This window comes from Glutamicibacter sp. BSL13 (genome assembly GCF_052928425.1).
Window position 1 is genome coordinate 1 of the sequence record NZ_JAVGCZ010000087.1, and the last position, 12,124, is coordinate 12,124.

A 12,124-nucleotide genomic window follows, 5' to 3' on the forward strand; every position below is an offset into this window, starting at 1 on the left:
GCAGCGCGTCGATGGCCTGCACCGCGGCACCGAACTCGGCCACGGTGGTGATGATCGGGGTGCCCACGCTGGTGGCCGCCGCGCGGATCTCGTAGCCGTCCCCGCGCGCCTCGGAGCCCGAGGGGGTGTTCAGGATCAGCCCGATCTGGCCCTCGGTGATCATGTCCACAATGGTTTCCCCGCCCTCATGGACTTTGTTGACCACGGTGGTGGGGATCCCGTTGCGGCGCAGCACCTGGGCGGTGCCGCCGGTGGAGACGATCTCAAACCCGTTGTCGGACAGGTGCTTGACCGGCAGCACGATCGAGCGCTTGTCCCGGTTGGTGACCGAGACGAACACCTTCCCGGCGGTGGGCAGCGGATTGTTCGCCGCGGCCTGGGACTTGGCGAAGGCGGTGTCGAAGTACTTGTCGATGCCCATCACCTCGCCGGTGGAGCGCATTTCCGGTCCGAGCAGCGAGTCGACAACCTTGCCCTGCGGGGTGCGGAAGCGGCTGAAGGGCAGCACGGCCTCCTTCACCGCCACCGGGGCGGTTTCCGGCAGGTGGGTGCCATCGCCCTGGGCCGGCAGGATGTCCCCGCGCAGCTGGGCAATGCTGCGGCCCACCCCGATCATCGCCGCGGCCTTGGCCAGCTGCACGCCGGTGGCCTTGGAGGTGAACGGCACGGTCCGCGACGCGCGCGGGTTCGCCTCGATGACGTAGAGGATGTCCCCGGCCAGCGCGAACTGGATGTTGATCAGCCCGCGCACGCCCACGCCCTCGGCGATCGCGCGGGTCGCGGCGGCCACCTTTTCACGCACGTCGTGGCCCAGGGTGATGGGCGGCAGCACGCAGGCCGAGTCGCCGGAGTGAATGCCGGCCTCCTCGATGTGCTCCATGATCCCGCCCATGTACAGCTCGGTGCCGTCAAACAGCGCGTCCACGTCGATCTCGATCGCGTCCTCCAGGAAGCGGTCCACCAGCACCGGGTGGTCCACGGTGATCTCGGTCGCGTTCTCGATGTAGCGCGAGAGGTTCGCCTCGTCGTAGACGATCTCCATGCCGCGCCCGCCCAGCACGTAGCTGGGGCGCACCAGCACCGGGTAGCCGATCTCGTCGGCGATCCGCTTGGCGTCCTTGAAGGACACGGCGGTGCCGTTCTTCGGGGCCACCAACCCGGCGGCGTCCAGCACCTGCTGGAACGCGCCGCGGTGCTCGGCCAGGTCGATCGCCTCCGGGGAGGTGCCCAGGATCGGGACCCCGGCGGCCTTCAGCTCGGCGGCCAGCTTCAGCGGGGTCTGCCCGCCCAGCTGCACGAACACGCCCAGCACGCCGCCTGAGGCCTGTTCGGCGTGGATGATCTCCAGCACGTCCTCCAGGCTCAGCGGCTCGAAGTACAGCCGGTCGGAGATGTCGTAGTCGGTGGAGACGGTCTCCGGGTTGCAGTTGACCATCACGGTCTCGTACCCGGCCTCGCGCAGCGCCATCACCGCGTGCACGCACGAGTAGTCGAACTCGATGCCCTGCCCAATCCGATTCGGGCCCGAGCCCAGGATGATCACCGAGGGCTTCTCATGGGCCGGCACCTCGGTTTCCTGGTCGTAGGAGGAGTACAGGTAGGGGGTGTACGCCTCGAACTCGGCCGCGCAGGTGTCCACGGTCTTGTAGACCGGGCGGATCTCCAGCGCGTGGCGCACCCCGCGCACCACGGCCTCGGCGTTGCCGGTGAGCTTGGCGATCTGCGCGTCGGAGAACCCGTGGCGCTTGGCCTCGCGCAGCATCTGCTCATCCAGGTTCGCCGACGCGGCGATCATCGCCGCGGTCTCGTTGATCAGCGCCAGCTGGTCCAGGAACCATGGGTCGATGCCGGTGGCCTCATAGAGCCGCTCGATCGACACCCCGGAGAGCAGGGCGCGCTGCACCAGGGCCAGGCGCTCGGTGGAGCCGACCTTGATCTGCTCCAGCACGTGCGGGATCTGCTCCTGCTCCAGCGGCTCGAAGGACAGCTCCGCGCCCTTCTGCTCCAGGGAGCGCAGCGCCTTCTGCAGCGCCTCGGTGAAGTTGCGTCCCAGGCTCATCGCCTCGCCCACCGACTTCATGGTGGTGGTCAGCGTGGCGTCGGCGGCCGGGAACTTCTCGAAGGCGAAGCGCGGGACCTTGACCACCACGTAGTCCAGGGCCGGTTCGAAGGAGGCCGGGGTCTTCTTGGTGATGTCGTTCTGGATCTCATCCAGGGTGTAGCCCAGGGAGACCTTGGTGGCGATCTTGGCGATCGCGAACCCGGTGGCCTTGGAGGCCAGGGCGGAGGAGCGCGAGACGCGCGGGTTCATTTCGATCACGACCACCCGCCCGGTGTCCGGTTCGATGGCGAACTGGATGTTGCACCCGCCGGTGTCCACGCCCACCTCGCGGATCACCGCGATGGAAATGTCGCGCAGCTTCTGGTATTCGCGGTCGGTCAGGGTCATCGCCGGGGCGACGGTGATCGAGTCGCCGGTGTGCACGCCCACCGGGTCGAAGTTCTCGATGGAGCACACGACCACGACGTTGTCGTTCTTGTCGCGCATCATCTCCAGCTCGTATTCCTTCCACCCCAGGATGGACTCCTCCAGGAGCACCTCGGTGGTCGGCGAGTACTGCAGGCCCGCCCCGGCGATCCGGCGCAGGTCCTCCGCGTTGTAGGCCATGCCCGAACCCAGCCCGCCCATGGTGAAGGAGGGACGCACCACGACCGGGTACTTCAGCTCCTCGACGGCGGCGAAGGCCTCCTCCATGGAGTGCACGATGATGGACTTGGCCGATTCGGCGCCGCAGCGCTCCACCACGCCCTTGAACTTCTCGCGGTCCTCACCCAGCTCGATGGCCTCGATGTTCGCGCCGATCAGCTCCACGTCGTACTTTTGAAGCACGCCGTTCTTGTCCAGCGCGATCGCGGTGTTCAGCGCGGTCTGCCCGCCCAGGGTCGGCAGCACCGCGTCGGGGCGCTCCTTGGCGATGATCTGCTCGACCACCTCGGGGGTGATCGGCTCCACGTAGGTGGCGTCGGCGAACTGCGGGTCGGTCATGATGGTGGCCGGGTTGGAGTTGACCAGGATGACCCGCAGGCCCTCCTCCTTCAGCACGCGCAGCGCCTGGGTGCCGGAGTAGTCGAATTCCGCCGCCTGGCCGATGACGATGGGGCCGGAACCGATGACGAGAACTGATTTCAGATCGGTGCGCTTTGGCATTACTTGTTGTCCTTATCTGCGGTGCTGTCCAGCACGTCGGCGAAACGGTCGAAGAGGTTGGCGGCGTCGTGCGGCCCGGAGGCGGCCTCCGGGTGGTACTGCACGGAGAAGGCCGGGATGTCCAGGCAGCGCAGCCCCTCCACCACCTGGTCGTTCAGCGAGAAGTGGGAGACCTCCACTTGGCCGAAGCGCTCCACCGGGGCGGTGAAGCTGCCCTGCAGCGGGGCCTGGACGGCGAAGCCGTGGTTCTGGCTGGTGATTTCCACCTTGCCGGTGTCCTTGACCATCACCGGCTGGTTGATGCCGCGGTGCCCGAAGCGCAGCTTGTAGGTGTCCAGCCCCAGCGCCCGGCCCAGGATCTGGTTGCCGAAGCAGATCCCGAAGTACGGGATGCCGGCGTCCAGCACCTGGCGCACCAGTTCGATCTGCTCGGTGGCGGTGGCCGGATCACCCGGGCCGTTGGAGAAGAACACGCCCGAGGCGCCCGAGGCCTTGATGTCCTCAAGGGTCGCGTCGTGGGGCAGCACGTGCACGCGCATGCCGCGTTCGGCCAGGCGCACCGGGGTCATCGCCTTGATGCCCAGGTCGATCGCGGCCACGGTGTGGCGCACTTCCCCGCTCCAGCCGTGGTCGGCCGGTTCGACGAAGTAGGGTTCGTCCACCGAGACCTCGGCGGAGATCTTGCGTCCGGCCATCGCCGGCTGGTCCTTGACCTGCTCCACCAGCTCCTGGACCGGGCGGGCGGCGGCCGCACCGGAGAAGATCCCGGCCTTCATGGCCCCGGCCTCACGCAGGTGGCGGGTCAGTGCGCGGGTGTCGATGCGTTCGATGCCCACCACGTCGTGGGCGACCAGGTCCTCTTCCAGGGTGCGCACGCTGCGCCAGTTGCTGGGGCGGCGCGAGCCTTCGCGCACCACGTAGCCGGCGGCCCAGATGCGGGTGGATTCGGGGTCCTCGTCGTTCACGCCGGTGTTGCCGATGTGCGGGAAGGTCTGCACCACGATCTGGTGGGCGTAGGACGGGTCGGTCAGGGTTTCCTGGTAGCCGGTCATGCCGGTGGTGAATACCGCTTCACCCAGGGTGGTGCCGACCTTGCCGTAGGCGCGGCCGGGGAAGACGGTGCCGTCCTCCAGGACCAGCACTGCGTCGGGGGTGCTTTGAGTGTTCACTAGTTTGTCTCCTGATCTGCCGCATCGTCCAAGTGCGATGCCAGCATCTGATAAATCTTTGCGTTGTCCGCGTGGTAGCGGGGGCGGAAGCCGGTGTCGAAGTCGAAGTCGTCCTTGACCCACCCGGTGATCACCAGGCCGTTGTCCTCCACGAACTTCCCGGCCATCCCCGAGGCCCGGTTCACCCGGGTCAGCGCCGCGAAGGGCACGTGCACCGCGCGGGCCCCGGCCCGCATGAAGTGCACCCCGCGCTCACCGATCACCAGGTCCGCGTTGGTGCGCACGCCCAGCTGGTGCACGGCGATCCGGTCCAGCCAGTCCTCCCCGCGGGTGGTGGCCACGTACATGCCCTCGAAGCGGGCGACCTCGGTGTCGGCAAAGTCCTGGAACGGGGCCGGCACGCCGGACTGTCGTCGCTTGCGGTTGCGCCAGCCCACCGCGATGAGCAGCAGCAGCACCAGGATGATGCCCAGCGTCCAGGCGATCGGGACGAAGTACGGGCTGTCGATCACTGGGCCACCCGGGCGCTGGCCAGGGCGCCGTCCAGGACCGTGGGGTGACCGTGGAAGAAGGTGGCGCGTACCGCGCCGGGCAGCTGCATGCCGGCGAACGGGGAGTTGCGGCCCTTGGTCTCCATGGCGTAGGGGTCCACCGTCCAGCGGGCCTCGGGGTCCACCAGCACCAGGTTGGCCGGCTCGCCCTCGGCGACCGGGCGGCCCTGGTCCTCCAGCCGGCCCAGGCGGGCCGCGGCGCCGGAGGTGATCCGCGCGACATCCGGCCAGCCGATCAGCCCGGTGTCCACCAGGGTGTGCTGCACGATGGACAGGGCGGTTTCCAGCCCGGTCATGCCCATCGCGGCGGCCCCCCATTCGCAGTCCTTGGATTCGGCCGGGTGCGGGGCGTGGTCGGTGCCGATCATGTCGATGGTGCCATCGGCCACCCCGGCGCGCAGCGCCATGACGTCCGTTTCGCGGCGCAGCGGCGGGTTGACCTTGTAGACCGGATCGAAGCTGCGCACCTTCTCATCGGTGAGCAGCAGGTGGTGCGGGGTGACCTCCGCGGTGACCTGGATGCCGCGGGCCTTGGCCCAGCGGATGATTTCCACGCTGCCGGCGGTGGAGACGTGGCACACGTGCAGGCGGGCGCCGACGTGTTCGGCCAGCAGCACGTCGCGGGCGATGATCGACTCCTCGGCCACGGCCGGCCAGCCGGCCAGGCCGAGCACGGCCGAGACTTCGCCCTCGTTCATCTGGGCACCCTCGGTCAGCCGCGGTTCCTGGGCGTGCTGGGCGATCACCCCGTCGAAGGCCTTGACGTATTCCAGGGCCCGGCGCATCAGCAGCGGGTCAAACACGCAGATCCCGTCATCGGAGAACATGCGCACCTTCGCCCGGGAGTCGGCCATCGCGCCGATCTCGCTCAGCTGCTTGCCGGCCAGCCCGACGGTGACGGCCCCGACCGGGCGCACGTCCACCCAGCCGGCCTTGCGGCCCAGCTCGTAGACCTGTTCCACCACGCCGGCCGTATCGGCGACCGGGGTGGAGTTGGCCATGGCGTGCACCGCGGTGAACCCGCCCTTGGCGGCGGCGCGGGTGCCGGTTTCCACGGTCTCGGCGTCCTCCCGGCCCGGCTCACGCAGGTGGGTGTGCGGGTCGACCAGGCCCGGCAGCAGGATCTGGCCGGAGGCGTCGATAACGGTGGCGTCCCCGGCCTGCAGGCCCTGGCCGATCTGTGCGACCGTCCCGTCGGAGACCAGCACGTCGGCGGTGTCCCCGCCCAGAACGCTGGCGTTGTGAATCAGATACTTCATGGACCTAGCTTTCCTTGATCAAGTCGCCGGAGAGGAGCATGTAGAGGCTGGCCATGCGCACGGCCACGCCGTTGGTCACCTGGTCCAGCACGGTGGAGCGTGGGGAGTCGGCGGCGGCCGAGGAGATTTCCAGGCCGCGGTTCATCGGGCCCGGGTGCATGATCAGCGTTTCCTCGCCGGAGGCGTCCAGCGCCTTCAGCCGGGCGTCGTCCAGGCCCCAGTAGCGGGAGTATTCACGCGGGTTCGGGAAGTAGGCGGCATGCATCCGCTCCCCCTGCACACGCAGCATCATCAGCGCGTCCACCCCGGAGGCGATGACCTCGTCCAGGTCATAGCTGATGGTGCACGGCCAGGCGTCGGCCCCCACCGGCAGCAGGGTGGGCGGGGCGACCATGGTCACCTCGGCGCCCAGGGAGTTCAGCAGCCACAGGTTCGAGCGGGCCACCCGGGAGTGCAGGATGTCCCCGACGATGGCGACCTTCAGCCCGTCCAGGCCCTTGCCGTGCGGGGCGGTGCCCTCGCGCAGGCTCACCTGGCGGCGCAGCGTGAACGCGTCCAGCAGCGCCTGGGTGGGATGTTCGTGCATGCCGTCCCCGGCGTTGACGATCGGCAGCCCGATCCAGTCGGTGGCCGCCAGGCGAGCCGGTGCACCCGAGTCGGGGTGCCGGATCACCACGGCGTCGGCGCCGATGGCCAGCAGGGTTTGGGCGGTGTCCTTCAGCGATTCGCCCTTGGACACGGAGGAGCCCTTGGCGGAGAAGTTGATCACGTCCGCGCTCAGGCGCTTGGCGGCGGCCTCGAAGGAGATGCGGGTGCGGGTGGAGTCCTCGAAGAAGAGGTTCACCACGGTGCGTCCGCGCAGCGCCGGCAGCTTCTTGACTTCCCGGGTGCCGAACTCACGCATTTCCTCGGCGATGTCCAGGATCCGGATGGCTTCTTCGCGGGTGACGTCCGCGGTGGAGATCAGGTGTTTCATGCGCCGGCCTCGATGATCACTTCGTTGTCCTGGTCGGTTTCCGCCAGGTGCACGCGCACCTTTTCGCTCTTGGCGGTGGGCAGGTTCTTGCCCACGTGGTCGGCGCGGATCGGCAGTTCGCGGTGCCCGCGGTCCACCAGCACGGCCAGGCGCACGATGCGGGGGCGGCCCCAGTCGGACAGGGCGTCCAGGGCGGCGCGGATGGTGCGTCCGGAGTAGAGCACGTCATCGACCAGCACCACGACCTTGTCGTCGATCCCGCCAGCGGGCAGCCGCGTGGGTGCCGGGGTGCGGGTGGTGGAGGTGCGCAGGTCGTCGCGGTACATGGTGATATCCAGCTGCCCGACCAGCGATTCGGGGTTGATGGCGCCGGAGGTGGTGGCGGCGATGCGTTCGGCCAGGCGTTGGGCCAGCGGATAGCCGCGGCGCGGGATGCCCAGCAGCACCAGGTCCTCGGTGCCCTTGTTGGCTTCAATGATTTCAAAGGCGATGCGCGTCAGCACGCGTTCGATGTCGTCCGAGGACAGCACCGTGCGGGCGCCAGGCGTTGCCGGCGATTTCTCGCTCATGCGTTGCATCTCTCCCTTCTCCGCCTCACGGGACGGTTCTTAAAGGAATATTGCTCCTATGAAATTATCACGTCACGGCACCTCTTCCCCACCGAAAAGCTATACATGACCATGAATGATGCGTTAGTTCAGTCACAAGCGGCATCGTTGATGCTGCCTTCCGCGCGCGCCGCAGCGGCACTTCCTGCCCGCGACGCGGCTGCAGGCAGCCGCAATGTTCACTTGGCCACACTACGCGCCACCGCCGAAACATTGCGCCGCATAGTTCGGCGTGGGGCCGCCGCCGCGGCCACCGGGACGTGGCCGAAAGGGAGGTTAAACGCCGCAAGCCGGAACCACGAATCGGGTTCCGGCTTGCGCGGGGACAGGCAGGGTGAGGATCAGTCGACCAGGGTGTCCTTGATTTGCTGGATGCGGCCGAGCACGCCGTTGACGAATTCCGGGGAATCGTCGGTGGACAGCTCACGCACGTTGGCCACGGCCTCGGCGACGGCGACGGCGTCGGGCACGTCGTCGTTGTACAGCAGTTCCCACACGCCGATGCGCAGGGCGATGCGGTCTACCGACGGCATGCGTTCCAGGGTCCAGCCGCGCACGTAGCTTTCCAGGATCTCATCGATGCGCTGCTGCTGGGCGGTGACGCCCTCGATGATCTGGATGGAGTACTCGTTGATCACGATCTCGGAGTTCTCCCGGCGTCCGACGGCCACGGCCAGCGGCTCGGCACCGCGTTGTTCGGCTTCGAAGAGGAATTCCAGGGCCCGGCGGCGGGCCTTGGCACGGGCACTCACTAGGAGACACGTCCCAGGTAGTCACCGTTGCGGGTATCGACCTTGACCTTGGTGTTCTGCTCGACGAACAGCGGCACCTGAATGATCTTGCCGGTTTCCAGGGTGGCCGGCTTGGTGCCTGCCGAGGAGCGGTCGCCCTGCAGGCCCGGCTCGGTGTAGGTGATTTCCAGGATGACCGACGGCGGCATTTCCACGTACAGCGGGTTGCCGTCGTACATGGCGATGGTCAGTTCCTGGTTTTCCAGCATGTAGTCGGCGGCGTCGCCCACGGTGGCGCCGGAGACGGTGACCTGGTCGTAGTCATCCAGGTTCATGAAGACGTAGTCTTCCCCGTCCTGGTAGAGGTACTGGTAGTCGCGGCGGTCAACGTTGGCGGTTTCGATCTTCGCCCCGGCGTTGTAGGTCTTGTCCTGGACGCGTCCGGTGACCACGTTGCGCATCTTGGTGCGCACGAACGCCCCACCCTTGCCCGGCTTCACGTGCTGGAAGTCAATGATGGTCCACAGCTGGCCGTCAATCTTGATGACCTGACCGTTTTTGATGTCAGTCGTATCTGCCACGAGTCCTCAATCCTCATATTCAGCCGGCTCACGCCGGCCCTTTGTCAAAAAACCATGTCCTAGTCTAGCGCATCGAACCGCCGGAGCCGTGTTAGGCGCTGGCCTGCAGGCGCTGTTCGGCCATTTGCAGGCAGATGCGCGAGGCGTCCACCAGGTGCTTGGGCGCGTTGATCGCCTGACGCTGCTCCAGGGCCAGGGTGAAGCGGGTCACCGCCGCACGGTAGTCCCGGGTTTCGTAGAACGCCATGCCCAAATGGTGCTGCATCAGCGGCTCGTACTCGGTGTCGGCGAACTCCTCGGCCAGCTTGCGCAGCCGGTTGATGGCCCGCTGGGTGTCCCCCTGCATGCGGGTGAGCTCGGTGTCCAGCACCCGCAGGTGCGCGTTCATCGGGTCCAGCAGGCGCTGCTCGGTGATCATCTCCCCCGCCTGGGCCAGTTCGCCGCGGGCCAGGTGGATGACCACCTGGTCGGTGGGCGAACCGACCTGCATGGAGCGTTCCGCGGCGGCCTCATCGGCCACGTAGGCGCGCATCGTTTCGGGGTTGATCAGGATTCCGTCAATGGAGGTGTCCACACCTTCACGGTTGACGGAGGCGACTTCGAAGGACACCGCGTTGTGTCGTGCCTCAGTCATTTCTTACTCACCAATCTCCTGGTAGGCCGCGAACAACAACGAGTTATCCGGAACTTCATAGATCCGCGGCTTGCCAATATCTTCCAGGACCACGAAGCGCAGCTGGTCGCCTCGGGCCTTCTTGTCCCGCTTCATCCCGTCCAGCAGCGACGCCCAGCGGTCGTTGCGGTAGGTGGTGGGCAGTCCCAGCGAGGATAGGATCGCGGCGTGGCGTTCGGCCACCGCATCCGGGGTGTAGCCCACCGAGCGTCCCAGTTCCGCGGCGAAGCACAGGCCAATGGACACCGCCGCGCCGTGGCGCATCTGGTAGCGTTCGGCCAGCTCGATGGCATGGCCCAGGGTGTGCCCGTAGTTCAGGTATTCGCGGTCCCCGGATTCCTTCAGGTCCCGGGAGACCACATCGACCTTCACCGCGATGGTGCGTTCGATGATTTCACGCAGCCGCTCGCTGGTGGGATCCATGGCCTCTTCGGGGTTTTCCTCGATGAGCTCCAGGATCCGCTCGTCCTTGATGAAACCGCACTTGACCGCTTCGGCCAGCCCGGTCACCAGTTCGTGCTTCGGCAAGGTGGCCAGGGCGTCCAGGTCCACCAGCACGCCGGCCGGCGGGTGGAAGGAGCCGACCAGGTTCTTGCCCTCGGCGGTGTTGATGCCGGTCTTGCCGCCCACGGCGGCGTCCACCATGCCCAGCACGGAGGTGGGCACGTGCACGACCTTCACCCCGCGCAGCCAGGTGGCGGCCACGAAGCCGGCCACGTCCGAGACGGCGCCGCCGCCCACGGAGATTACCGCATCCGAGCGGGTGAAGTCGTTCTTGCCCAGGACCTCCCAGCAGAAGGCGGCGACCTGGATGTGCTTGCCTTCCTCGGCGTCCGGGATTTCGGCGGTGATCGCCGAGTAGCCCTTGGTATCGAGTTCATCCTTGACCAGGTCCCCGGTGGTGCGCAGGGCCCGCGGGTGGATGATCAAAATCTTCTTGACACTTGGTCCAAGCAGTTCGGGAAGCTGTCCCAGCAAACCATTACCGACCAGAACCGGATAGTTCTGCTCCGGTGATGCTCCGGTGACCTGAAGTGTGGTGGGTGCTAAAGGCATCCGTAGAGATCCTCCTGTGGTGCTGATCTTTCCAGAGTACGCGCGGGATTCGCGAATAGCCCTATCTCGTGGCACTAATCACATGGCCCTGGATCAGCGCGACCAGCTCGTTCACGCTCTTGCCCTCGACCGTGACGGTCAGGTCCGCCAGGTCCTCGTAGATGTCCCGGCGCGCGGCAAACAGCTGCCGCCAGCGCTGCAGCACCCCGTCCTCGCCGGCCAGCAGCGGACGGTCCTGGCTGCGGGCCAGGCGCCGGGCGGCGGTGTCCTCATCCATCTGCAGGTAGACCACGGTGCCGCGGCGCAGCACCTCCCGGTTTTCCGGGCGCAGCACCGCTCCCCCGCCGGTGGCCAGCACCCCGGCCTGGGTGGCGCGCAGGGTCGCCACCTCCAGGTCGCGGAAGTGCTCTTCGCCGTGCTCGGCGAAGATCTGCGGGATCGAGCCGTGGCTCATCACGATCACTTCGTCGGTGTCCAGGAACGTGGTGTCCAGGGCCTTGGCCAGCGCCTTGCCCACGGTGGACTTGCCGCTGGCCATCGGCCCGATCAGGTAGATCATCTAGACCCCGGTGGATTCCAGGTTCTCGGGGATCGCGGCCAGGTAGCTGGCGATGTTCCGCTTGGTCTCGGCCACCGAGTCCCCGCCGAACTTCTCCAGCACCGCCTGGGCCAGCACCAGGGCGACCATCGCCTCGGCGACGACCCCGGCCGCCGGCACTGCGCACACATCCGAACGCTGGTGGTGGGCCTTGGTGTCCTCACCGGTGGCGGTGTCCACGGTGCGCAGCGCGCGCGGGACGGTGGCGATCGGCTTCATGGCCGCGCGCACGCGCAGCACCTCGCCGATGGACATGCCCCCCTCGATCCCGCCGGCCCGGTTGGTGGCCCGCTCGATGCGCCCGTCGGCGGCATGCTGGATCTCATCGTGGGCGGCCGAGCCGCGCCGGGCGGCGGTGGCGAAGCCGTCGCCGACCTCCACCCCCTTGATCGCCTGGATGCCCATCAGCGCCCCGGCCAGCCGGGCGTCCAGCCGGCGGTCCCAGTGCACGTAGGAGCCCAGGCCCGGGGGCAGGTTGTAGGCCAGCACCTCCACGACCCCGCCCAGGGTTTCCCCGGCCTTGTGGGCGTCGTCGACCTCGGCGACCATGGCGGCGGAGGTTTCGGCGTCAAAGCAGCGCAGCGGATCCGCGTCCAGCACCTGGACGTCGGCGCGGGTGGGCAGCGCGGCGTCATCGGGGACCTCGGCGGCGCCCACGGCGGTGGTGTGCGCGACCAGTTCGATGCCCAGCTCGGCCAGGAACGCGTCGGCCAC

12 protein-coding genes are annotated in these 12,124 nt (G+C 67.7%); all 12 read right to left on the reverse strand.

Annotation, left to right across the window (positions count from 1 at the left end):
* Positions 1 to 3,208: carbamoyl-phosphate synthase large subunit (gene carB, locus RCJ92_RS12660; protein ID WP_446754743.1), on the reverse strand; the 3,208-nt coding region annotated here is incomplete at its 3' end.
* Entirely contained in the window at positions 3,208 to 4,377 is a 1,170-nt protein-coding gene (gene carA, locus RCJ92_RS12665) for a glutamine-hydrolyzing carbamoyl-phosphate synthase small subunit (RefSeq protein WP_343830588.1), read from the reverse strand. The genes carA and carB, both read right to left, overlap by 1 nt.
* Positions 4,377 to 4,889, reverse strand: a complete 513-nt coding sequence (locus RCJ92_RS12670) for a PH-like domain-containing protein (protein WP_249354255.1) — start codon at positions 4,887 to 4,889, stop codon at positions 4,377 to 4,379. The genes carA and RCJ92_RS12670 overlap by 1 nt, the downstream gene beginning before the upstream one ends.
* Entirely contained in the window at positions 4,886 to 6,187 is a 1,302-nt protein-coding gene (locus RCJ92_RS12675; protein ID WP_446754744.1) for a dihydroorotase, read from the reverse strand. The genes RCJ92_RS12670 and RCJ92_RS12675 overlap by 4 nt, the downstream gene beginning before the upstream one ends.
* Positions 6,188 to 6,191: 4 nt before the next feature.
* Positions 6,192 to 7,163: an aspartate carbamoyltransferase catalytic subunit gene (locus RCJ92_RS12680; RefSeq protein WP_138174073.1), complete on the reverse strand. Its 972-nt coding sequence runs from the start codon at positions 7,161 to 7,163 to the stop codon at positions 6,192 to 6,194.
* On the reverse strand, positions 7,160 to 7,732 hold the full coding sequence (pyrR, locus tag RCJ92_RS12685) for a bifunctional pyr operon transcriptional regulator/uracil phosphoribosyltransferase PyrR (RefSeq protein ID WP_138174075.1): 573 nt from the start codon (positions 7,730 to 7,732) through the stop codon (positions 7,160 to 7,162). The genes RCJ92_RS12680 and pyrR overlap by 4 nt, the downstream gene beginning before the upstream one ends.
* Positions 7,733 to 8,112: 380 nt before the next feature.
* On the reverse strand, positions 8,113 to 8,523 hold the full coding sequence (nusB, locus tag RCJ92_RS12690; protein ID WP_138926247.1) for a transcription antitermination factor NusB: 411 nt from the start codon (positions 8,521 to 8,523) through the stop codon (positions 8,113 to 8,115).
* On the reverse strand, positions 8,523 to 9,083 hold the full coding sequence (gene efp, locus RCJ92_RS12695; RefSeq protein WP_138174079.1) for an elongation factor P: 561 nt from the start codon (positions 9,081 to 9,083) through the stop codon (positions 8,523 to 8,525). The genes nusB and efp overlap by 1 nt, the downstream gene beginning before the upstream one ends.
* 91 nt (positions 9,084 to 9,174) lie before the next feature.
* Positions 9,175 to 9,717, reverse strand: a complete 543-nt coding sequence (locus RCJ92_RS12700) for a tetratricopeptide repeat protein (RefSeq protein WP_054821479.1) — start codon at positions 9,715 to 9,717, stop codon at positions 9,175 to 9,177.
* A 3-nt stretch (positions 9,718 to 9,720) separates the two neighbouring features.
* Positions 9,721 to 10,812 (reverse strand): 3-dehydroquinate synthase, encoded by a 1,092-nt coding sequence (gene aroB, locus RCJ92_RS12705; RefSeq protein ID WP_421013638.1) that lies wholly within the window; start codon positions 10,810 to 10,812, stop codon positions 9,721 to 9,723.
* Positions 10,813 to 10,873: 61 nt separating this feature from the next.
* The gene (locus tag RCJ92_RS12710) at positions 10,874 to 11,371 is read right to left on the reverse strand and encodes a shikimate kinase (protein ID WP_346922489.1); all 498 of its coding nucleotides are present in this window, start codon (positions 11,369 to 11,371) and stop codon (positions 10,874 to 10,876) included.
* A partial coding sequence (aroC, locus tag RCJ92_RS12715; RefSeq protein WP_446754745.1) for a chorismate synthase occupies positions 11,372 to 12,124 on the reverse strand: 753 nt, incomplete at its 5' end.

What these genes read in the sequence shown, in the direction of transcription:
- RCJ92_RS12675 (WP_446754744.1), bottom strand. Translation starts at nt 6,187, where the DNA reads ATGAAGTATCTGATTCACAACGCCAGCGTTCTGGGCGGGGACACCGCC.
- RCJ92_RS12680 (WP_138174073.1), bottom strand. Translation starts at nt 7,163, where the DNA reads ATGAAACACCTGATCTCCACCGCGGACGTCACCCGCGAAGAAGCCATC.
- pyrR (WP_138174075.1), bottom strand. Translation starts at nt 7,732, where the DNA reads ATGAGCGAGAAATCGCCGGCAACGCCTGGCGCCCGCACGGTGCTGTCC.
- RCJ92_RS12700 (WP_054821479.1), bottom strand. Translation starts at nt 9,717, where the DNA reads ATGACTGAGGCACGACACAACGCGGTGTCCTTCGAAGTCGCCTCCGTC.
- aroB (WP_421013638.1), bottom strand. Translation starts at nt 10,812, where the DNA reads ATGCCTTTAGCACCCACCACACTTCAGGTCACCGGAGCATCACCGGAG.
- RCJ92_RS12710 (WP_346922489.1), bottom strand. Translation starts at nt 11,371, where the DNA reads ATGATCTACCTGATCGGGCCGATGGCCAGCGGCAAGTCCACCGTGGGC.